The following is a 23,367-nucleotide window of genomic DNA, read 5'->3' as shown; positions in this document are numbered from 1 at the left end:
AAATTTATGGAATTAAAAGAATGGTCTTTAGACTATGTTCACGACTTGGTACATCATGCAAATAACCAGATCATTTCCCGAAATTTGGGAAATATCTTTCCCTACCCCTATACGGAAGAAGATGCTGTGCACTTTATTGAATTTTGCCAAACGCAAGATTTACAGAAAATTCGCAACCTTGCAATCGTCATTGACGGTCAAGCGGTGGGCGGTATCGGTATTACAGTAGGTTCTGATATTTATGAGAAAAGCGCAGAACTTGGATACTGGCTTGGAGAAGATTACTGGGGAAAAGGGATCATGACAAAAGCTGTAAAACAGATGGTGCAGCTTTCATTCCAAAATCGCAATATCATCCGATTATATGCAACCGTCTTTTCTCATAATTTGGGTTCATGCAGGCTTCTTGAAAAAAACGGTTTTGAATTAGAGGGCGTGCTAAAAAAGGCGGTATATAAGAATGGTCACCTCTATGACAGCAAACTATATGCTTTGTTGCGGGAATAATACACGTGTGTTACTCTTGCTCACGATAACGGGAAATAAAAAAACGTTGTTTGGCGAGAGCAAGTGTCTATGCGCCAAAACAAAATACAGTAGCCTTACGGCGGTTTTGAAACATCAAATTTCAATCCGCCGTTTTCTTTTTGTGGATGGGTTACATTAAACTGGACAGAAAAAATAAGTTAATATAAAATGATTATGATAAAAAGAAAGAGAAGAAATTACACATCTACTTTTAAGAAACAAATAGTCCAGTTGTACCAGAACGGAGAAAGCGAATCAGATATAGCAAAAGAATATGATATTCTTGTATCGGTAATAGGGAGATGGCTTAGTCAATATGACAATAGCGGATCCTTTAAAGAAAAAGAAAACAGAAATGAACTGGAAAATATCCAACTAAAAAAGAGAAATAAAGAATTGGAAATGGAAAATGATATCATAAAGCAAGCAGCACTGATCTTGGCTTGAGCATAAGTGTAATAAAAGCAAATATACATAAATATTCAGTATCAGCAATGTGCTGTGTCCTCAAAATGTCAAGAAGTACTTACTGTTATAAACCAGTAAAAAAAGAAGATACAGATATTTTATAACAGACAATAAAAAAAATATTCAAAGATAGTAGAAATAATTATGGGACTAGAAAGATAAAAATTGAACTTTCTAGATTAAAATATATAGTTTCAAGAAGAAAAATCAGTAGAAAAATGAAAAAATCAGGTCTTGTATCAAGCTATACAAAAGCCAGTTACAAACCTGTTAATATCAAAATATCGGAAAATGAGACTGGTAATCTTTTGAATAAGGAATTTAAAAGTAAAAAACCTCCAGAAATATTGGTAAGTAATCTCACATATGTTAGGGTAAACAGCAAATGGAACTACATTTGTCTTTTTGTTGATATTTTTAACAGACAGATAGTTGGATACAGTGTAGGAAGAAAAAAGAATGCAGAACTAGTATACAGAGCTCAGGCAAGGATAAAAGTGAATTTGAAAAAGATAAAGATATTTCATAGAGAGAGAGGAAGTGAATTTAATAATCACATTATCGATGAAGCCCTTGGTACCTTTGGAATATCACGGTCTTTGAGTAGAAAAGGAAATCCATATGATAATGCAGTAGTAGAGTCTACTTTTAAAATATTTAAAACAGAATTTATTAATAACAGTATATTTAGTACTTTAAATGAATTAGAAGACTACATTAATTGATTTAACAATTATAGAATACATTCTACATTAGGATATTTAAGCCCTGTAGAATTTTTGAAAAACAAACTTTAAAAAACTGTCTAAATTTTTGTTGCCATTCCAAAAAAGATTTAGGAAGCTTTATAGAAGGAATAGATGGAAAAATAAATTACTTTACAAAAGAAGCTAGAAACCTAGAAAATGTTATAGAAAATCAGAAATTGACAGAGGAAAAAGAAAATAATTTAAAAATCCTCCAATCTGTTCTGGAAAACATGGAGGATTCTGATCGTGAGGATTTTTATAAATTATTTAAACTCTTAATTGAAAGAATTACTATTCTAAATAGGACTCCACTAGCCTTTAAAATTTATCTTAAATAAAAACTGCACGGGTATACATGGTGCGAAAGTACGGACTTGGGGAAGCCGTACTTTTTATCAGTCATCTCATAATTATAAATTTTCAAACTATTTTTCTGAATCAATATAATTTTCTACATCTAATATACTCCCAACAGCATATACTGATAACACTTTAAGTTCTATTATTGCATACCAATCTCTTATATTTATGTTACTTACTTTTACCTCTATTTGAATTGGACATTCTTTTATCTTAAGTAGTCTTATATCTTTTGATTTTTCTAATGTAAACTCAGTTAATTCAATTTTTTCTAGTAATCAGCTAATTCTGACAATTCTTTATACCTTTTTGTATTTTTAATACGCTCATTTGAATATTTTATAGCTATATCAACAGCATCTGTGCCAATCATCAATTCAATAGGCGGATTTTCCATTTCAACAAGAGTTCTATAAATTTCTCCAATTTTTAATGGATTTCCATTCTGTCTCCCATTCATTTGTTTTAGAAATTTTAACCCCTCTTTATAATCATAAACAGAATTTTCAATATTGGCTATTTTATAGGATGTATCTTCTAAAAATTCAGTTCTTATGAAACCAGGTAAAACATTAGTTACTTTTATATTAAAACGTTTGACTTCCTCATGAAGTCCTGAACTTAACCCATTAACAGCAAATTTTGTTAAAGAATAGATCGTTTCATACGCCATAGATCTTATACTAGCAATTGATGAAGTGTTAATAATATGACCATTTCCCTGTTTTCTCATTTCTGGTATTACAGCCTTTATCATATTTATTGTTCCTAAAACATTAACTTCAAATACACTACGAATTTCCTCATTGCTTGTATCCTCTAAGGAACCTGCTTGTAAATAACCAGCATTATTTACTAAAACATCTATTTTTTTGAACTTTTTCACTCCAGTTTTTATAGCTTCAAAAACATCATTTTTATTAGTTATATCTAATTTCAATGGTAAAAAATTATCTATTTCTGAACTAATCTTTTCTATCAGCCTTTTTTCATTACGACTTGTAGCAATAACTGAATCACCTTGCTTCAATAAAAACTTTGCCACTGCTAAACCTATTCCTTTCGATGCTCCTGTTATTAACCATACTTTTTTAGTCATTATTATATCTCCTTTTTTTAGATTTATACTTATCGTACACTATCAAGTCTGGTTTATGTCAAGAGAATTTTAAAATTATATTTCATATGAGCTTTTCAATTAACTTTTTACAATTATTATTTTTAAAAAATAAACTAAAAAAACTGTCTAACTTTTTTGTTGCCATTCCAAAATCTGAATTCAGATATTGTCAAGACGTTATTAAAAAAAATCACAGAATTTTGATTGAACTAACACAAAAAAATATCCGCTCACTGGCAGATATCACCAGACGGCGGATTGTGCGAATCTTTACACGTTTCCTCTACAATGTTCATTTATTAATTGGTATTTAAACTTCACTTCCGGCAAACCGGCATGGCATAGTTACTGACTTCCGTATAAAATTTATTTTGAAACATATTAAATCAATCCATGTCCTAAACAATAATGATAAATTCCATCTTCCGCAACATACCCACATACATCATCTGCCACCACTTTTAGTTGATCCGAACCGTTAGCCATCGCCACACCTGTTCCAACGCTTTGCAACATTTCAATATCATTATTGCCATCTCCAAATGCAATCGCTTCGGATTTATCAAAATGATAATATTCCAACACCTTTTCGATTCCTTTTCCTTTTCCACCATCAGCCGGAATAATATCTACTGCTCTGTTCCACCAAGCAGTAATTTTGGCATTTCTGATATCTTTCATCATATATGTATAATCTGATTCATAGCAGCCCATCATTACCTGATAGACCTTTTCCTGAAGCAGGGTATCAAAGTCATCAGCTACTTCCACTTCCAGATTTGCATGTGCGAAATAATCAACCAAATCCTGATCCGCTCCATTGGCTCCTAGTCGTTCTTTTGTTGCAACAGAAATCGGCCTGCCTATTTCTGTTGCGTTTTTAATTAACTGCTTAATATCTTCTGTTGGAATCGGATTACTGAAAATAGTTTTTTCGGAGTTAAAACAATAAGAGCCGTTAAATGTTAAAAACGCATCAAATTCGACTTTTTTAAAATGGGGCAATGCCATTGGTGATCTTCCGGTTGCAAGGCAGAGAATTATCCCGTTCTCTTTCAGCCGCACCAATGTTTCCAGCATTTTTTCAGAAATCCTCTTCGTATTCATATCAATTAAAGTTCCGTCAATATCAAAAAACGCAATTTTTATTTTTTTCATTCTATGTCTCCTCAAAGGTTATTTATAATAAATCTTGTATCATATAACTTCCTCCAGTTTTAAATCAAACCAAAAAGCTCCTCCAGCGTGGCAAGTACACCATCTTCTTCATTGGAAGGACACACAAATTTTGCCGCTGCTTTCACACTGTCTGAGGCATTTTCCATCGCATAACTGTATCCGCAGTAGTTCAGCATTTCGATATCATTGCCGCCATCTCCAAATGCGGCACACTGTTCCGGCGAGATACCCCATCGTTTTGTGAGCCGTTTGAGACCAGATGCTTTATGGCATCCTGGAACAATCAGGTCTATTGATCCATGTCCACTAGTTGTAGGCTCTACTTTCCCCTTGAGCCTTTCGCAGAAGATGTCATAGTAAAAATATGTCTTTTCCTCCGGAACAGTCGGAGCAAATTTCAGAATCTGATCTTTTACCTCTTTAAAATCATCCACCCATTTCAAGCGGTGATAATAGATAGCTGTGAGGTCAAAAAACTCCTGGCTTACAGTACCACGCTGGCAGTAAGCACTTTCCACCCCACACAAAACATTTGATATTTCTGGATAATCCCTGCAAACATCAATTACGGCATCAACAGTATCTTTTGGTATATTTGCAGTAAAGATAAGCTCCTGTCCATCTTTTACAAATGCGCCGTTTTCAGCCACAAAGGATAGTTCGTTATAATATCCCGGAAATAAATCTCTCAGCTGATAATACTGGTTTCCGCTTGCAACTACAAAGTGACATCCAGCATCATTCATACGGGATAAGATACGTTGGAACCGTAGAATATCATAAGTGTAATCAGAATGAACAAACGTACCATCAATATCAACAGCAACCATTTTTATATCATAATTCATAGCTAGTTTCCTCCTCTATTTCAAACTGTTTTCTATTACTCTCGGCAGCAGGTCATAAATAGAACACTGTCTTTTTTGCCTCAAAATCCGCTTTGACCTCTAAAATTTTCTTCCAGCAAGTAACGGTATAAGAGAATAAACACCATAGCGGATCGTTATATCTACAAACCGCTTTTCCAGAATGTAGAAACCAGTCGGTAACACCAGCACATCACACAACTGTACCAGACGGTCATAATCATCGTATACTGCATTCTTAATAAAATTCTCCATAAAGCATACTTTTCTGTAACGTCAAAGATTTCAATAGAAGAACGAATTTCCTGTATCATAAAAGCATGAAAAATAAACATTTGTGCTGTTTTTTCTCATCCCTATTTTTATTTTGTACACACTAAATATTATATAAAAAACAGTGATATAAGTCTAGTACTTTATCACGTTCCAGATCTTTTGCTTTTTTTCTTAATTCCAGTAATTCTTCGTATGCTATACCCTTCCCTTTTTCTGTTCCTATTTTTTTTGATGCTTTTTTCCAAGCTCCTATACTTTGTGTAGAAACAAGATATTCACGTGATAATTCTTTCAAACTCTTCCCATTTTCATGTAATTTTAGTATCGTCTGTTTAAATACATTATCATAATTCTTTTGTTTTCTCATTTTGGACTCAGCTCCTTAATTTTTTATCTTACATCAGCAAGCTATTTTTGTCCAGGTTTTTAGTGTAACACCATCAAAAGATAATATAAAAATTCAAATAGAAGAAAAGAAAAAAAAGAAATAACTGAAGATCATATCACAACATTAGAATATCTCATAAATAATCTCTAAGACGGATATATAGATGAATTGAAAGAAATATTGAACTTAATAATAAAAAAAGTTATCAAAAATATTGATAACATCGAGATTCAGTTCTAATTTTAGATATTGGATTAAAAAGTGGCGCACTCGAGAGGAATCGAACCCCTAACCCTCTGATCCGAAGTCAGATGCTCTATCCTATTGAGCTACGAGTGCAACACTATTATCATATCAATTTTTCACACTATTTTCAATACTAAAATTTATAAGTATATCCGATACCCATACCAATTATCCCTTTTTTATAGGTAACCTTTGATTTTTCAAGCTTTGTTCCGGCAAGAAAATTTTCATCTTCACCATTTTCCGAATCATAATGTATGTATGAAACAGAAAAAGTAAATTCATTTTTCTCATCATGCTTATAAATAACCCCTGTTCCGTAAAACTGAGAATTCAATGAGAATTCCACATCGTTATAGCTTGATTTTTTTGCTCCGGTATCAGCAAAATTAACTCCTGCCGTCCATGTAAACTTTTCATTTATATCATACATCAAACCAAAGTTGACCTCATTTCCGTCATCATAATCCACATTATCAATATTGGCGGCCTTGTTAAAATAACGGTTATATCCGGCCATCAGAGTAAACCTGTTCACTTTTCCCGAAATGCCAAGAGACAGCACACCCGGCAGATCTCTTCTTCCACTGTAGCCATCTTTGTAAGTAGGATAAAAATCAGAAATACCAAGATTTTTCCCCAAAGCTCCTATATACATTTTCTTATCTTCAGTGGCATTGGTATCGAAAGTGAGCTTTACCGGCGTATCATACTTCATTCCTATATTCAGATTTTCATTTACTCTTATATTTAATCCCAGTACCCCTCCAAATCCGTCTGCTTCCCTTTTAGACTTTATATGGAGCTCATTTCCGTTTATAGATGCCCCTATAGGATTCCCCTTATAAAAAGAATACTCGGCATCTCCCTCCAGCTTTCTCACAGAATATACATACTTCCCTCCAAGAGATACTGACAGTACACGGTTTAGCTGATATGTTCCGCCTATGATTCCCTGATAATACCTGTTTTCTCCCTCAAAATCTCCGTTTTTCAGCTCTGCATCTAAAGCTCTTACTGTTCCTGCCAAAGGATCAAGCTTGTTAAAAGCCTGTGCAGCAAGCTCCAAACCGGCTACCCCGCTTTTAAAATTCAGATGCGGACCACCGGCAATTACGCTGGTATTAAGATAAAATGCACTTTTATCTTTTTTATACACAAGATTAAAACTTGGTGCCATCGGATAATCTTTGGCATCAAATTTTTTATCGGATAAATTCATAGACTCTTCCACTCCGGAAAAAAGTCCGTTTATGTTAATATATGTACCGTCTTCAAGCTGTGTAAGTCCTGCCGGATTATAAAAAGCTCCGTCTACTGAAATAATTCCTGCCTGAGAAGGATTTCCCAGATATGCAGCCGAATTATTCATTAAGTAATCAATACTTGCAGAATTCACTATCATCGAAGTACAAATTACAAGTACAAATAAAAAAATTCTTTTCATTTCTTCTCCTTAAAAATTTAAAAAATACTACTGTAATATAACACTTGTTTTCTTGAAATGCAAACAAAAAATATTGATCATCAGAAAAATTATAAAAAATCCAATACAGACTTATCTAACAATACATTATAATTTCATGGTAAAATTAATTACTTCTGGAATAAATATTCAGTATTCCGCTTTATCTATACTAAAAATAATATAAATATAAAAATAAGTATGACAAATTAATATTCTTATATATTATTTTTTTTAAATAAAAAATGAGTAAAATATCAATATTATTTTTTTATTACTTTACATATATTTCTTTATGTTATATTATAGAATAAATGATCTACAAGAAAAGCCTAAATTTTGAAAGGATGTGTATTTATGAACAGAATCAACATAATTACCCTTGGTGTAGAAAATGTATCAAAATCTCTTGAATTCTACAGAGATGGTCTGGGCTTTAAAACTCCTGTAAATGAAGAAAATCCCGCTATTGTTTTTTTCAATAACGGCGGAACAAAGCTTGCTTTGTATCCTTTATCAGGATTAGCGGAAGATGTTAATGTTCCTGATTTAAAACACAGAGGCTCGGCTTTTCCGGGAATTACTCTTGCCTATAATACCAAAACAAAAGAGGAAGTAGATGAAATACTTGATAAAATAGAAAATCTGGGAGGAAAAGTGGTGAAAAAAGCTCATGATACATTCTGGGGAGGCTACGGAGGATACTTTACCGATCTGGATGGTTATTACTGGGAAGTTGCTTATGCTGATTCATGGATTTTTGATAAGAATGATATGCTTGTAATTACAGAATAATTTATATTTTAAGATAAAAACCGGCTGACTGCCGGTTTTCTATATTTTATTATTTAATTATCTTAGCAATATCCGGCTTAAAGAAATTAGGCCCTTTTATAACTTTCCCGTCCTCTCTGTATACCGGATTTCCATCCTCTCCCAGTTTAGACATATTGCTTCTGTGGATCTCGTCAAATACCTCTTCTATAAGTTCTGTCATGCCGTGTTCTATAATTGTTCCGCATAAGATATAAAGCATGTCTCCGAGAGCATCGGCTACTTCTACAATATCACCGTTTTCCGCCGCCTCTATATATTCGTTATTTTCTTCCTTCATCAGCTCATATCTTAATCTGGCTTTACCGTTTTCCAGCGTAGAAACAGGCTGTTTTTCGATTCCCAGTCTGAATGTTCTGTGAAATTCAGAAACCTTATCCAGTTGCTTTTTCATAGCTATCTCTCCTATTTCGATGAATCCTTTTTAGTATTATCCTTATTAAAATACTTTATTCCTATCACTGCCAGGATTAACATTATTATACTTATCAGGTGCGGTGCTCTTATGATTCCGAAAAATGACAGATCCTCCACTCTGAAAAAACTCACAAAGCTTCTTATCAGAGCATACATAATCAGATAAATCATCGAAAGTACACCCGGATTATATCTCTTTTTTCTGAAATAAAACCAAAGCAGCAAAAAACCTATTACATTAAGGATAGATTCATAAAACATAGCCGGATGCAGGGGAAAGTTCGGAAAGCTGTCACCTGCAGAAGTCCCGCTCGGGAAAACTATTCCCCAAGGTACCAGTTCCTTAAACTTTGACTGCATCTCCATAGACATAGACTGATACTGTGCCCACCATTGTTCAAAATTTCCGTTCAAAATAACTTTCCATGGTGTAAATGTAGGAACTCCCTCTATTTCACCATTGGCATAGTTCCCTATTCTTCCTATTGCCTGTCCTATTAATAAAGGTCCTACCCCCATATCCGTAAGTACCCACAAATTCATTTTCTTTCTTTTGGCAAATATACAGGCACCTATAAATGCCCCTATAATTCCGCCGTGTATCGCAAGTCCGCCTTCCCATACTGCAAAAACAGAAAGCGGGTTATCTTTATACATACTAAGCTTAAATAAAACATAATATACTCTTGCTCCGATCAAGCCTGATATCATCACCCAAAATGCAAAATCCTCAATTGTTTTTTTATCCTTTACTCCTCTTTCTTTGGCTACTATATCCCTTCCGGCTATAAATATTCCAAGAAAAAACGCAATAATATACATAATACTGTAATAGTGTATTTTTATAAAACCAAGATCTATATATGCTTTCATTTTGTCTCCCATCCTAAAGTCAGTCTGATATTTTTTCATCTTAGTATATCACAAAAAATCTAATTTTTTAAGCTATATCTTTTATCAGAATACCGTAATTATAGCTTAAAGCCTTTATTTGTCATAGAAATTGCTGCAAAGAAAACAAAACGGCTGTAAAAGCCGTTTTATTACTATATTTTATTATTGATTTATAAGCTGAAATAATTCTTCCGCAGCATTTCTAGGTCCGTCCTTTTCCTTCCCTTCTATTGCAAGCGATGTATTAATTTCTCCTATCTGGACTCCCTGTTCAGCCATTTTATGGAAATATTCCCTAACAAGCTTTTCATTTGTTTCTCTTTCCTGTATAGCTCCAAAAGGATTTGCAAAGTATGATTTTACAAGACCTTTTTCACTTGTAGTACCTTTGGCTTTTCTTGCCCCGGCTTCAAATACGTCGATAGCCTGATCTACATCTTCAAAGAATTTTATTTTCTTTTCTGAATCCTCATAGTTATTAGCATAAAGCATTATATCCACTTCATAACCTTTTGAGATTATTTCATATGTAGATACAGGAATAGTAACTCTGGCATTTATTTTGTCAGGATTAGTAAATATACCTCTGTCAAGCTGCTCGAATGCATAACCTGACTCAAGGTCATCTACCCTCACGAAAGCTCCTATTTCTGTTCCGTACCCTTTTATTTTCCCGTCATTTTCCAGTTTCAGGAATCCCATATCATCAAATATTATTCTCATATGCTTTATATATTTTTCATTCAGTGTTCTGAAGGCTTCCAGACTCTCTGATTTACCTGCTCCGCTGTCTCCCATAATTACTATATTAGACTCTTTACCGTTTCTAAGAACTATATTTACCATAGCTCCATGTATCGGAAGATCGCCTTCGTCAATTTTTTTGATATTATGCAGAGTTAAAAGCATTTTTTTCATATATCCGAAATAATCTATTTCATCTGTGTAATTAGCATATCCTATTAAGATATCATTTTTTGTATCTTTATGATAAAAAGTTCTTTTTTCATTTTCTCCGTCAGGATATCCGAAGAGATAAATCATATCAGGTTTTTTCCCGATGTATTCACTTTCTTTTGCCAGCTCAAATAAGTTGGCAAGTGTAAGACCGTGTGCCATGAAATCTTTGTGAAAAAAGACAAATGTCAGAAGATCTCCTACTTTAGCAGGATAAACAAACCAGTCATCCTCATTCAAAACTATATTCTCAAGAGGATTTTTATTATGTTTCTGAAATAAACCTTCTCTTGTATTTCTTTTTGAATAAGAAATAAAAGGCGGATGAAGTATTACAGAGCCTATAAAAGGAATTCTGCTCAGTCCTCTATACTCTATAGGACAGTTCCAGCTTATATCGTTTAATGTAAGACCTGCGTTAGCACCTGCGTTAAGCTGTCTGTAAACCCTGTGTTTGTAACCCATTACTGTTTCTTCTATTCTTCTGTATGTTGCCAGTACCAGTTCGTTAAAGTTATTATTAGCCTGTGAAAATCTTACACTCTGCAGTCCTTCTCCCAGTCTTTTGTTTCTTACAATAGTAAATCTTTCCAGTCTTCTCCAGTATCCGTATAGCAACTCTATTAATTCTATAAACAGACTTTTATCCTCAAAGAATACAGAATATTTATTATCTACTTTCAGGACTTCCTCTATATCAAAAACAGTAAGAAGCTTAAATACTTCTATCATTGCATCACTCAAAGCATCATCCGTATGAAATGCATCAAGATAAAAATTGTATATCAACCCTTCTCTCTTTTTCAGTCTTCTTACAAAAACTTCTACTACTTTTCTGAACCCGTAGCTGTCCAGTAATTTTTCTGATGTATCGCAGTATTTTAGAGTAAAATTTATCATTGCTCTTCCTCTGCTCAGCGAAAATTCATTTAACATATTTTTCTCCTTTATTTTTTGTTTTTATTTAATATACTTATGCTTTTTTTCAAAAGCTCCTGTTTAGATAAGATCATTGTTTTTCCAGCTCTTCAATAAGAACAGCAAGAAACTCATCTATATCCTCTCTGGAAAATTCCCCGAGTATTCCTACTCTCATAAGACTGTCCTCGAAATCTCCCTTTCCTCCTGTCACTGTATAACCTCTTTCTTCGAGGCTTCTGATTACATTTTTTATCTTTATGCCGTCTTTTACCACAGAGATCAAAGTATTGCTTCTGTTTTCTTCATCCTTTACAAGAATTTTGAAGTCCAGTTCAGAAAGCTTCTGTTCAATATACTTTCTAAGTTCATATTTTTCCCTTACTATATTCTCTACTCCCTTTTCCACTATAATTCTGCAGGAAACATTTGCTGCAATTATAAGACCTATAGCTGGGGTATAAGGAGTTTCACTTTTACTTTCAAAAGCTTTTTCAGCCTGTTTTATATCAAAGTAATATTTGGGAATATCTGACTTTTCTGCAGCTCTTCCTGCTTTTTTGCTCATTGCAAGAAATGCCAGCCCCGGAGGTATCAAAAATGCTTTCTGGCTTCCTGCCACTGCTACATCTATATTCCAGCCGTCAAAGTCAAATTCATTTGCCACAAGTCCGCTGATAGTATCTACTACCAGAAGAATATCCGTATCTTTGGTCAGCTCTCCCACTGCCGCTACATTATTGAGAACTCCTGTGGACGTCTCGCTGTGAGTCATAAAAATTCCTTTTATATCGGGATTCTCAGCCAAAGCTTTTTTTACATCCTCTAATTTATATGATTCACCAAACTCATATTCCAGATTTATCGGTTCCAGTCCGTAGATTCCGGCTATTTTCCTGAATCTGTCGCCAAAGTACCCGGTATTTATCACAAGTACTTTTTCGCCTTTGGAGAAATAATTCACTACAGCTGCCTCCATTGCGCCGGTTCCGGATGACGTCAACACATATACATTCTCTCTGGTCTTAAAAATCTTCTTTAAATTTTCATTCAGCTCTTTCATAACATTATGAAAGTCTACTTTTCTGTGATGTACTATGTCAGTCCCCAGTACTCCGAGAAGATTTTCCGGAATATTAGTGGGACCGGGTGTCAGCAATACCTTCTTTTTCATCTTATTCCTCCTAAATTTCTTGGTTCTTTACTAAATCATCTATCTTCAAAATGTTTGTAAGTATCTCTTCCATATCATCTAATCTCAGCATATTTGGTCCGTCAGACATTCCTTTGTCAGGATCAGGGTGAACCTCTGCAAATACAGCATCTACTCCTATTGATACAGCAGCCTTCATCAGCGGATAAACATATTCTCTGTTCCCGTCTGTCGCACTTCCTTTACCTCCCGGTATCTGTACCGAATGTGTAGCATCAAAAACAACAGGATATCCGAATTTTCTCATTTCCAGAAGACTTCTCATATCGACCACCAAATTGTTATATCCGAATGAAGCTCCTCTTTCACAAAGCATAATATTAGTATTTCCTGCTTCCTCAAATTTGCTTACTACATTTTTCATATCCCAAGGTGCCAGAAACTGTCCTTTCTTTACATTAACAGCTTTTCCTGTCTGGGCAGCAGCTACAAGCAGATCAGTCTGTCTTGATAAAAATGCCGGTATCTGTATAATATCTATTACTTTTGCCGCTGCTTCACACTGCCATGGCTCATGAATATCCGTTACAAGCGGAACTCCGTATTTTTCCTTGACTTTATTTAGTATTTCCAGTCCTTTTTCTATCCCCGGACCTCTGAATCCATGTATTGATGTTCTGTTAGCCTTGTCAAACGATGACTTAAACACAAAATTTATACCTAATTTATCAGTAATTTCCTTTAGTTTTGCCGCTACTTCCATAACCAGATCTTCCGATTCGATAACGCATGGTCCTGCAAGCAGGGTTATTCTGGAATTTCCTATTGTTATTTTATCACTTATTTTTACTTCTTTTACTTTTTGTAAATTTTCCACACTAAATTCCTCCTCTAAAATCTTATTATCCTTTTCCTGCTATTTATATTTAAAATATAATCTGTATATCTGTATTTTTCACTGTAATAATTCTACCATACTCAAACAATAAAAAAAAGAGCCTATTTGTTAAATACCCCCTTGACAAAATAGGCAATCCTTTATTTTACTTACATAAACTATATATATAATTTTTCTATAAAACATATATATAATTTATATTTTTGTATTTCCTGGTGTCTTATAGAATTTCTCCATATATAACTGTCAATTGGACTATTTCGGGTATTACTACACAATTTTGAATTATTTCTTCAAATATTTTCTGGCTTGTTCCCTGTCATCAAAATGGATCTTTTCACGCCCTAGTATTTGATAATCTTCATGCCCTTTACCTGCTATAAGAAGGCTGTCGTTGGCATCTGACATTTCTATTCCATATCTTATTGCCTGTTCCCTGTCTACAATTACTGTATATTTATCTTTTGGAAAATCTATATCTGTGAGTCCTTTTTCTACCTGCCTTGTTATTTCTGCCGGATCTTCGGTTCTGGGATTATCAGAAGTTATAATTACAAAGTCGCTGTACTTTGCAGCTGCCCTTGCCATCTTTGGTCTTTTGGTATTATCTCTGTCTCCGCCTGCCCCGAATATTGTTATTACTCTCTTTTCAGTTATTTTTCTCACAGTTTCCAGTATATTTTCAAGTCCGTTGTCTGTATGTGCATAGTCCACTATTACTCTGAAATCCTGTCCTTCATTTACCAGCTCGAATCTTCCCGGTACATAACCTACTCTTTTCACCCTTTCGATTATATCCCTGATATCAAAACCGAGATTCAGAAGCACTCCGATACAACCCAGAAGATTATACAGATTATAGTCTCCCACGAGCTTCGTATCAAAGAAATATTCCGCTCCCTGAAAAATAACAGAAGCTTTCATTCCTCCGTTATGATATTCCTCTATTTTTCCTTTCAGATCCGAATCCTTTATTATAGAATAAGATTTATAGCTTTTATTGGAATTATAAATTCTTTCCCCGTAGGAATCATCTATATTTACAGCTGCAGCATCTTTATTTCTGAGCATGGAAAACAGCTTAAACTTAGCGTTAAAATAATTCTCCATATTTTCATGATAATCCAGATGATCCTGCGTAAGATTAGTAAACATTACCGAATCAAATTCAAGCATATCCACCCGTCCTATCTCCAAAGCATGTGAGCTTACTTCCATTATAAAATACTCCACACCTTTTTTCAGGCTCTTATCCAGCATTTTTACCAGATCAAGTGATTCGGGAGTAGTGTTCGGTGCTTCTATTTCCTCATCCAGTATTTTATAGCCTATAGTTCCTATTCTTGATGTATTCTCAAGCATACTGTCCAGTATGTAGCTTGATGTAGTTTTACCGTTTGTCCCTGTAATACCTATTATTTTCAGTTTCTTCTGAGGCCAGCCGAAAAAATTGGAAGCTATTACCCCAAGATGTTTTCTTAGATTATCCACAAAAATGTAGGTTACATCCTTATCAGCAACAGTAATATCCTTTTTTTCCGCGATTACCATTTTAGCACCGCTGTTCACGGCCTTTTCTATATAGTTATGCCCGTCTGTGACTGCTCCTATAAGAGCACAAAACACATCATTTTCCTTTATCTTTCTGGAGTCATAATGAATATCCCCTATGACAAAGTCTTTTCCTTTATTGATAACTTCATATTCTACATTTTCAAATATTTCGAACATAATCGTCTTCTCCCTTTGTTTATTTAACTAATTTTATCATAATCATACAATAAAAAAAAGAACTACTTTCAGATAAATACAAAAATTCTTTATCTAAAAAAGTTCTGTTTTTTGAAGTATTTTTAGTACTGGCTAAAAACCTCCGGCATTATCCTTTATATCTTTGGTATTCTTTGCCGATGTTTCGCCTTTATACTGATAAGTCCCGTCAAAATTATCATACCCCGAACAGTTTTTATTGGTTTTTACTGTCATTTTTTTTGCATTTTCAGTTATTTCAATTTTGCATAGCTCCCCGTATGATTCACCTTCATAATAATATGTGTTCCCCTTTTTTACTGCGATTCCTATTTCAGTCTTTGATTCTCTTGCTTTCAAAGGCTCATCTTTCCCTGTTCCGTCCTTTTCAGGATAATATGTAATGTCAAACCCGTATTCACTGCCGCTGATCGGAACAAGCTTTAATTCTGCGGCAGCTCCCTTTGAATAATCTGCTGAAAATGAAATAATCCCTAATGCTAAAAATATAAATAAAACGACTTTTTTCATGTATTCCTCCTTTATTTTTTTTCATAATACCATAAAAAAATTATTAGTTCAATTAAAAGAACATATTCTCAAAACAAATTCGGCAACATTCCCTTATATTGCTTATTATACGGACATTTTCCGATTAATATAATATATTTGACTTTTTTACATAATAAAGATATATTTTAAGTGACTAAATCTTATTAAGGAGAGATATATGAAAAAATTTTTAAAAAAATTTTTATTAACTGTCGGAAGTATTATTATCTTCTCAACTTCTGTATTTTCAGCATCTGAAATTCTGGTTTTTCAGTCTGACTTTGGTCTTAAGGACGGGGCAGTTTCTGCAATGAAAGGTGTCGCTATAGGAATCGACAAGGATCTGAAAATATATGATGTTACACATGACATTCCTGCTTACAGTATATGGGATGCGGCATACCGTTTATATCAGACGGCAGAATACTGGCCGGCCGGTACAGTATTTGTATCTATAGTAGATCCGGGTGTAGGTACCGAAAGATTATCCGTTGTTTTAAAAACAAAAAACGGACAATATTTTGTTACTCCTGATAACGGAACTTTAGCTCTTGTAGCAGAAAAATTCGGAATTGATGAAGTTAGACAAATTGACGAGGCTGTAAACAGACGTCAGGATTCTGAAAAATCATATACTTTCCACGGACGTGATGTATATGCTTATACAGGTGCAAGACTTGCATCAGGTGCTATTACTTTTGAGCAGGTAGGAAAAAAACTTCCTTCTAAAGTGGAAATGATCAGCTATCAGAAAGCAAAATATGAAAAAAATACACTTGTAGGAAACATACCTATCTTAGATGTACAGTATGGAAATATATGGACTAACATCGACCGTAATACTGCAAGTAAAATGAATATTAAAAAAGGCGATATCTTTACAGTGGAAATCTACAATAAAGACAAGCTTATCTTCAAGGACAAGATGCCTTTTGCCAATAGTTTCGGAGATGTGCCTGAGGGTAAAAACCTTATGTATTACAACAGCTTAGATTCTTTATCTTTTGCTGTAAACATGGGTGACTTTGCTTCTACTTATAAAATAGAGTACGGCGGAGACTGGAGTGTAAAAATTTATAAATAAATATATCTGGAAGATTTTTATCATTTGGTAAATAATCTTCCGTTTTTATAACCAATGCAGCGTCTTACTCATCCTTTGCGCAGACCGTGCCGGATTTTTCCGGCGAAACTGCCTGATTATGAATAGAAGCACAGCATTAAATTATATTTTGGAGGGATTTATGAAAAGAACATTTTTTACAGTATTATTCGGTATTATTATTTCTGTTTCCGCTTTTGCCAAAACTTCTTTTGAAATAGTAGCTCTGGGTGTAAACGGCGGCGTTATTGACGGAAATATAACTTCATATCTTATCAGAAGCACTGACGAAAACAGCTACCTTGCACTGGATGCGGGAACTCTTCTTCCGGGAATAGAAAAAGCCGCTGCCAAAGGTGCATTTAAAAATATTGCTGTCCCGGCAGATTCACCGCTTACGCTGGAAGGCTATGTCTTTAAAAATGCCGTAAAAGGTTATTTTATCAGCCATGGTCATCTGGATCATGTTTCAGGACTTGTTATAAGCTCTACAGATGATTCTAAGAAAAATATCTATGCATTGCAGTCAGTTGTTGATGTTTTGACAAATAACTACTTTAACTGGAAAACATGGCCTAATTTTTCTACATCAGGTGAAGGCTTTAAGCTTGGACAATACACTTACAAAGTGCTTGACCCCGGTAAAGAAACTGCAATAGAGGGAACTTCACTATTCGGCGCCGCTTTGCCGCTCAGCCACAGTAATTACGAGTCTTCTATGATCCTTGTCAGAAAAAATAAAGATTATTTCGCTTTTTTCGGAGATACAGGTCCTGATACTGTTGAGAAATCTACGCATCTGGATACTGTCTGGAAAACACTGGGACCAAAGGTAAAAAGCAAGAATCTTAAAGGTATAATAATCGAGGTTTCTTATCAAAACGGAATAGCCGACAAGGATTTATTCGGACATCTTACTCCCGAATGGCTCCTGAAAGAGCTTCAGAATCTGGAAAAATACAGCGGCGGAAAAGGCTCGCTGAAAGGGCTGAATGTAATAATCAGCCATGTTAAACCCACATTGAACAAAAATACCGATATACGTTCTTCAATTCTTGGACAGCTGAAAAACGGAAATACTCTCGGAGTGAATTTCATAATGCTGGATCAGGGAGATAGTATGGAATTTTAAATATTTTATTTTTATATACCCCCCGAAAATTTAACGGGGGTTTTTTATTATATTATTTCTGTCTATTTTTTCTGCGCATTAAAATAATTTATTCTATGAAAAATTACACGAAAATGATATAATAATTAAAATTTAGGAGGTATCATGAAAAAATTTATTATTCTTACATTGTTATTACTTAACTTTAGCATTTTAACAGAATCTGCGAAAAAAACCAGTCAGACAAATATCAAAAATTCTGTTGACACAAAAAAAATAGATGAAGAACTGGAACTTGCTGATGACTATTATTACGGCAATAAAATTCTGAAAGCTAAGGAAATATATGAAAAATACAGTCCTGTAAGTGACGAGGCAAAATTAAAGCTCGCCAAATATTATATTGATGATATTCAGGATGAAAAAAGCACAGTTATACTTGAAGAGCTCGCACGCAAAAAAAATAAAGAGGCTCTGCACATGCTTGGTTCTCTTTATCTTGCTGATAATTCCGAAGATAAGCTGATAAAATTATTTAATAAAAAAAGCCGCAGTGACATGGATTTGCTTGCTGCCATATATGCGGAAAACGGTTATGAAGAGAAAGCTTCCGCTGTTTACCGTGATCTTGCCATAAGCGGAGATGAGGACGCTTATTTCTATATGATCAGCCAGTACAGCTATAATACAAGGGTAGATTTGTTAAAGCTTGAATCTGCCAAAGGAAAAACAAGAGCAGACAAAGAACTCGGAGATTTATACTCAGCGTATAATGATTATAAAAACGCAGTTAATTCTTATAAAAAATATTTAAAAAATTCAAAGGGCAGTATGGAAATTTTTACTATTTTCGGCGAATATTATTCTAAAGAAGACCTGAAAAAAGAGCTTGCCCCTTATATTAAAAGAGGTGACAAAGGCGCGAAAGAAGTTCTCGAAGAATATCTGTCCAAAGCTGAGGAAGGCAATGTACTTGATGCTGAAGATGAGTACAGTGAAAATAATTTCCAGACTGTACAGGATGATAATACTGTCCTTTCCGAAACTGATGATGATGAAGCTGAAGATGACTTAGATTTTGATCTTCCCATACTAAAAACTTCTTTTGAAGAAAATGAGAAAATATATCTGGACAGAATAACTGAAAATCCTGATGATTATGATGCTGTCAATGAATTATTATCATTATATTATCTAAATGACAAGAAAGAAAAACTAAATACCTTTATTGACGACCTTATCAGTGACGGTTATTATCTTGGCGAAAACTGGAAAATGGTAAAAGACAGAGCAGTTCCTATTTATGAAGCATATATCACACAGGGAATAAACAGGGCAAAGCCTGTTCTTGCACAAATATATACAGAAAAAAAAGATACAGAAATGGCACTTTCGATTTATGAAAGCATGCTTCCTTCTAAAAATAACAATATTAATCTGAATATAGTCGACCTGTATAACAGAACACAAAAATATAATAAAACTCTGGCATTAATTCAGGACAGCGGTATTGATCTGAATGAAGAGCCGAAGGCTTCGAATGATTATCATGACTATGATTCTTACGGCTATAATATTTCTATGATAAGATTAGGTGCCTATGCATATTACAAACTCGGAGATCTTGATAAAGCAAAAACTCTTTATTCTTTTTTGTCAAACTCCTATGACTACGGTGTTTCATCTCATAACCAGGACTCTTTTTATTATCCTGACAAGATTTATCTGCTTGATATTTATAAAAAGACTAATGACAAAGAGGAATATGAAGAGCTTGAAAAACAGCTTACCCAAAGTGCAGGTTTTTTCTCATTTGAGGATCACGGAATGAAGCAGGCACTTGCTGATTATTATGCTTCAAACGGAGACTTTGATCAGGCAAAAAAACTTCTGCTTGATGATAAAAGAGAAAATGAAACTCTGAAAGCTCTTAATTTTATCCCGCTTGTTCTCGGACTTTTTCCAAATGCAGATTTTTTTGGAAACAGCGAACAAACAGCGAATATTACATTAAAATATCAGGATTACAGTGATATCAAAAATTTTATAGACGAAGTACTGGTTCTTACAAATAATTCCCATGATAATTCAAAAAATTATCTGAATTCAGTAAAAATTGCTGCCCTCTATATTGTAAAACAGTATTCTGAAGAACTTAATTTAAGTGATTCATTTAAAAACAAATTTTTGGGATACAGTGACAATACACTAAAAAAAGAGTTCAAAAAATCCTATAAAAACTTATATAAAAATAAAAAGGGGATTTCATTTTACCCCGGTAATCCGGACAGTAATTTTATGCTTTCTATGCTTTTGAAAGAATGGAACGTGGAAACGAAAACATTAGACAGCAGTGAAAATCCGGTCGTTACTTATTCAAGAAGACAGATATTTGAAAATGGAATTTTATTTTTCAGCGATAAATATGTAAAGGAATTCTCACATATAAATGATATTCTGGAACAGGAAGATCTTTATGAAGACACAGATGAAACTGTCCTGAAAAATAAAAGCTCCAAAATAGGGGATGCTGTGAATCAGTTTTTCTCTAAAACAGATTTTAATAAAGATTATAAAGATTTCTTCAATCTTCTTCCCAGTATGATATTGGTAAATATAAGAGAAAATCTTGAAAAAAACAGCAGAGACGATATTATAAAAAAACTGGACTCTGATTACGCAAAATATCTTACAGAAGACAAAATAAGAACTATAGAAAAAATAAAAGAAAGTAACAACGAGCTGAAGGATAAAACAAATACCGTTTTTTCCATACACTAAACACTAAAAAAGACCCTCTGTGATATTTTAGATTATCATAGAGGGTCTTTTAAATTTTACGAAGAAAAAAGTCCTATTTTAGCTATTTTGAACTTTTTTCCTTTTCTTTTTATTTCAAATGATATTCTGCTTACTTCATTAAAATTATTATTTTTTTTGCTTTTTACCACAATTAACGTATAATTGTCATTACTGTATCTGTTCACTATAAGAAAGTTAGAGGTAAAATCTGATTTGTCTACCATACTTATTTCATATATTTTAGTTGTTTTTTCTTTTAGAAGACTTGTATTAAGACTATCAGTGTTTACCATTTGAAATAACAGCTGATAATCTGTATTTGCAAGAATTTTTAATGCGAAATCCGCAGTTTCTTTTACATTTGCTTCTTTAGAATCAAGATCAGCAATATCTCTTATCCTTTTAGAATTCTTATCTACTACAGCCCTATTCAGATTTCCCATAAGAGAATAAATTTCTTTACTGTCTTTCAGCAGCTGTGTTTCATTCAAAACTGTATCTGCTTCAAGTATTGTGCATGAAATAAAAAATATTACTGTTATTGCTAAAAATATTTGTTTCATAAGTATCCTTTCGTTTTTTACAGTATTTAAAAAGACTGCAGCGTATAAATTAATCTCTGAAAATGGCGTATTGTCAATGTTGTAATTAAATTCTTCGGAAAATCAATTTAACTTAATTTAGAATTTTGAAATAATTTCTATAATAAATTTTATCAATACATTTAAATTATTATTATTATAATATATAAGCATATTTATAAAGATATGCTATTATAGTTATATTAGATGTAACAAGCATTGGAGGAGTTATGAAAACTAGAGCGTTAACTTTTAAGGAACTAAACAGTATTCTAGATCTGTTAAAATACGGATTTCATTATAAAGAAGATCAAAAAGTCCGGACTTTCAGAGCTAAGAAGAAAATTTATTATCTGCTGTTATTTCAGGTAAACACCGGATTACGGGTAGGAGATATCTTACAGCTTAGACGAAAAGACATACTGAATTCCCGGATTAACATAACAGAACAGAAAACAAAAAAAAATTTGTCCCGTTCTTACCCGAAAAACACTTACAACGCAATTAAGGAATACTGTAAGGAAAACTGTATCGGATATGATGACCTTTTATTCGATAATCTGAACGTAAGAACTGTGCAAAAAAATCTAAAAGTGGTAATAAAGTACTTGGAACTAAGGGATATTTCCACACACAGCTTCAGAAAGACCTTTGCTACACTGAAATATAAAGAGAGTAAAAACAATATAGAATTGGTAAGACGCCTTCTGAACCACAGCAATACTTCAGTTACTCAGCGTTACCTCGGAATTTCAGATATAGATCTCGAAAAAATCAGCAGTAAGGCAATTTTAAATATTTAGTACCCTGATCTCAAAAGTTTTATGGTTAATTTTATCAAGCAGGGTATAAATATTCCAATACATTTTATGATTGTTACTTTAAATTTGAGTTTATCAAAGTACTAATTATTAACACTAATGTCAATGTATATAGGACAGTGATCAGATCCAAACACGTCATTTCTTATTCCAGAATCAATTAATATACCTTCCGATTCTTTATTTATACAAAAATAATCTATTCTCCATCCGATATTTTTTTCTCTGGCACGTGTTCTGTATGACCACCACGTATATTTCACCTCTTCAGGGTAAAATTTTCTGAAGCTGTCTACATAGCCGGCTTCTATAAATTTTGTCATCCATTCTCTTTCTTCAGGCAGATATCCCGGATTTTCCTCGTTATCCTTTGGTCTGGCAAGGTCTATAGGCTTATGTGCTATATTATAATCACCTGTTATTATTACAGCCTTTCCGCTTTTTTTTCTTTCCTCAAGGTAATTCAGAATCTCATCACAAAAGTCGATTTTATAATCAAGCCTTTTTCCTTTTTCCTGACTATTTGGAAAATAGCAGTTTATAAGTATAAAATCCTCATATTCCAGCTCTATATATCTTCCTTCGGAATCAAATCTCTCTATATCAAATTTCTTTACCATAAGCGGTTTTTTCTTACTGTAAACAGCCACACCGCTGTAGCCTTTTTTATCGGCAGACTCAAAAAAAGAGCTGTACCCGTTTATATTTAAGAGCTCTTCTGACAGCTGTTCAGCCTGTGCCTTTGTTTCCTGAATACAAACTATCTCAGGTTCTTCTTCAAATAACTTAAAAAATTCTCCTTTATTGTACAATGCTCTGATTCCATTTACATTCCACGAATATATTCTCATTCCACAGCTCCTTAATTTTGTTTTATAATTCCCCATATTAATTTATATCTATTATATCAATAAGTCCTGCATATGTCTATAA

20 protein-coding genes, 1 tRNA gene and 1 pseudogene are annotated in these 23,367 nt (G+C 33.6%); 7 read left to right on the top strand and 15 right to left on the bottom strand.

The window, feature by feature from the left end; translation table 11 throughout:
* Positions 1 to 6 precede the first annotated feature (6 nt).
* The gene (locus STERM_RS01990) at positions 7 to 507 is read left to right on the top strand and encodes a GNAT family N-acetyltransferase (RefSeq protein WP_012859880.1); all 501 of its coding nucleotides are present in this window, start codon (positions 7 to 9) and stop codon (positions 505 to 507) included.
* 189 nt (positions 508 to 696) lie between these two features.
* Positions 697 to 1,793 (top strand): annotated as a pseudogene (locus tag STERM_RS22455) (IS3 family transposase).
* A 583-nt stretch (positions 1,794 to 2,376) separates the two neighbouring features.
* On the opposite strand, the gene STERM_RS01975 reads toward STERM_RS22455, so the two are convergent.
* The 6 genes from STERM_RS01975 to STERM_RS01950 all read right to left on the bottom strand — a co-directional run bounded on the left by STERM_RS01975 (position 2,377) and on the right by STERM_RS01950 (position 7,627).
* On the bottom strand, positions 2,377 to 3,204 hold the full coding sequence (locus STERM_RS01975) for an SDR family oxidoreductase (protein ID WP_012859878.1): 828 nt from the start codon (positions 3,202 to 3,204) through the stop codon (positions 2,377 to 2,379).
* A 402-nt stretch (positions 3,205 to 3,606) separates the two neighbouring features.
* Positions 3,607 to 4,383: a Cof-type HAD-IIB family hydrolase gene (locus STERM_RS01970; RefSeq protein WP_012859877.1), complete on the bottom strand. Its 777-nt coding sequence runs from the start codon at positions 4,381 to 4,383 to the stop codon at positions 3,607 to 3,609.
* 59 nt (positions 4,384 to 4,442) lie between these two features.
* The gene (locus STERM_RS01965) at positions 4,443 to 5,252 is read right to left on the bottom strand and encodes a Cof-type HAD-IIB family hydrolase (RefSeq protein ID WP_012859876.1); all 810 of its coding nucleotides are present in this window, start codon (positions 5,250 to 5,252) and stop codon (positions 4,443 to 4,445) included.
* Between the two features lie 394 nt (positions 5,253 to 5,646).
* The gene (locus STERM_RS01960) at positions 5,647 to 5,913 is read right to left on the bottom strand and encodes a transposase (protein ID WP_012859875.1); all 267 of its coding nucleotides are present in this window, start codon (positions 5,911 to 5,913) and stop codon (positions 5,647 to 5,649) included.
* Positions 5,914 to 6,196: 283 nt separating this feature from the next.
* Positions 6,197 to 6,273 (bottom strand) — tRNA-Arg (locus tag STERM_RS01955).
* Positions 6,274 to 6,313: 40 nt separating this feature from the next.
* Positions 6,314 to 7,627, bottom strand: coding sequence for an OmpP1/FadL family transporter (locus STERM_RS01950; protein WP_012859874.1), 1,314 nt, complete (start codon positions 7,625 to 7,627; stop codon positions 6,314 to 6,316).
* A 375-nt stretch (positions 7,628 to 8,002) separates the two neighbouring features.
* On the opposite strand from STERM_RS01950, the gene STERM_RS01945 reads away from it, so the two are divergent.
* Positions 8,003 to 8,440: a VOC family protein gene (locus STERM_RS01945; protein WP_012859873.1), complete on the top strand. Its 438-nt coding sequence runs from the start codon at positions 8,003 to 8,005 to the stop codon at positions 8,438 to 8,440.
* Between the two features lie 49 nt (positions 8,441 to 8,489).
* On the opposite strand, the gene STERM_RS01940 is transcribed toward STERM_RS01945, so the two are convergent.
* From STERM_RS01940 to STERM_RS01910, 7 genes are all read right to left on the bottom strand, one after another.
* Positions 8,490 to 8,873, bottom strand: coding sequence for a pyrophosphohydrolase domain-containing protein (locus STERM_RS01940; protein WP_012859872.1), 384 nt, complete (start codon positions 8,871 to 8,873; stop codon positions 8,490 to 8,492).
* 11 nt (positions 8,874 to 8,884) lie between these two features.
* Positions 8,885 to 9,769: a prolipoprotein diacylglyceryl transferase gene (gene lgt, locus STERM_RS01935; RefSeq protein ID WP_012859871.1), complete on the bottom strand. Its 885-nt coding sequence runs from the start codon at positions 9,767 to 9,769 to the stop codon at positions 8,885 to 8,887.
* 183 nt (positions 9,770 to 9,952) lie between these two features.
* Complete coding sequence (locus STERM_RS01930) at positions 9,953 to 11,683, bottom strand: phosphoenolpyruvate carboxykinase (protein ID WP_012859870.1); 1,731 nt, start codon at positions 11,681 to 11,683, stop codon at positions 9,953 to 9,955.
* 73 nt (positions 11,684 to 11,756) lie between these two features.
* Positions 11,757 to 12,839: a pyridoxal-phosphate-dependent aminotransferase family protein gene (locus tag STERM_RS01925; protein ID WP_012859869.1), complete on the bottom strand. Its 1,083-nt coding sequence runs from the start codon at positions 12,837 to 12,839 to the stop codon at positions 11,757 to 11,759.
* A gap of 10 nt (positions 12,840 to 12,849) precedes the next feature.
* A complete protein-coding gene (gene kdsA / locus STERM_RS01920) occupies positions 12,850 to 13,695 on the bottom strand; it encodes a 3-deoxy-8-phosphooctulonate synthase (protein WP_012859868.1) in 846 nt (281 codons plus the stop codon).
* 306 nt (positions 13,696 to 14,001) lie between these two features.
* Complete coding sequence (locus STERM_RS01915; RefSeq protein ID WP_012859867.1) at positions 14,002 to 15,447, bottom strand: UDP-N-acetylmuramoyl-L-alanyl-D-glutamate--2,6-diaminopimelate ligase; 1,446 nt, start codon at positions 15,445 to 15,447, stop codon at positions 14,002 to 14,004.
* A 132-nt stretch (positions 15,448 to 15,579) separates the two neighbouring features.
* A complete protein-coding gene (locus STERM_RS01910; RefSeq protein WP_012859866.1) occupies positions 15,580 to 15,996 on the bottom strand; it encodes a hypothetical protein in 417 nt (138 codons plus the stop codon).
* Between the two features lie 199 nt (positions 15,997 to 16,195).
* Between STERM_RS01910 and STERM_RS01905 the strand changes: the two genes are divergently transcribed.
* The 3 genes from STERM_RS01905 to STERM_RS01895 all read left to right on the top strand — a co-directional run bounded on the left by STERM_RS01905 (position 16,196) and on the right by STERM_RS01895 (position 21,011).
* Positions 16,196 to 17,101, top strand: coding sequence for an SAM hydrolase/SAM-dependent halogenase family protein (locus tag STERM_RS01905; RefSeq protein ID WP_012859865.1), 906 nt, complete (start codon positions 16,196 to 16,198; stop codon positions 17,099 to 17,101).
* Between the two features lie 160 nt (positions 17,102 to 17,261).
* Entirely contained in the window at positions 17,262 to 18,251 is a 990-nt protein-coding gene (locus tag STERM_RS01900) for a 3',5'-cyclic-nucleotide phosphodiesterase (RefSeq protein ID WP_012859864.1), read from the top strand.
* 144 nt (positions 18,252 to 18,395) lie between these two features.
* Positions 18,396 to 21,011, top strand: a complete 2,616-nt coding sequence (locus STERM_RS01895; RefSeq protein WP_012859863.1) for a tetratricopeptide repeat protein — start codon at positions 18,396 to 18,398, stop codon at positions 21,009 to 21,011.
* Positions 21,012 to 21,067: 56 nt separating this feature from the next.
* On the opposite strand, the gene STERM_RS01890 is transcribed toward STERM_RS01895, so the two are convergent.
* Positions 21,068 to 21,595, bottom strand: a complete 528-nt coding sequence (locus tag STERM_RS01890; protein WP_012859862.1) for a hypothetical protein — start codon at positions 21,593 to 21,595, stop codon at positions 21,068 to 21,070.
* Positions 21,596 to 21,843: 248 nt separating this feature from the next.
* Between STERM_RS01890 and STERM_RS01885 the strand changes: the two genes are divergently transcribed.
* Positions 21,844 to 22,416 carry a tyrosine-type recombinase/integrase gene (locus tag STERM_RS01885; RefSeq protein WP_012859861.1) on the top strand — a complete coding sequence of 191 codons (573 nt, stop codon included), beginning with the start codon at positions 21,844 to 21,846 and terminating at the stop codon, positions 22,414 to 22,416.
* Positions 22,417 to 22,517: 101 nt separating this feature from the next.
* Here STERM_RS01885 and STERM_RS01880 read toward each other — a convergent pair whose 3' ends face one another.
* Positions 22,518 to 23,285, bottom strand: coding sequence for an exodeoxyribonuclease III (locus STERM_RS01880; RefSeq protein ID WP_012859860.1), 768 nt, complete (start codon positions 23,283 to 23,285; stop codon positions 22,518 to 22,520).
* Positions 23,286 to 23,367: the final 82 nt, after the last annotated feature.

Source organism: Sebaldella termitidis ATCC 33386 (genome assembly GCF_000024405.1).
In the GTDB taxonomy this organism is placed as follows: domain Bacteria; phylum Fusobacteriota; class Fusobacteriia; order Fusobacteriales; family Leptotrichiaceae; genus Sebaldella; species Sebaldella termitidis.
Note: the sequence above shows the minus strand (reverse complement) of the source record. Positions and strands in the feature narration are given on the sequence as shown.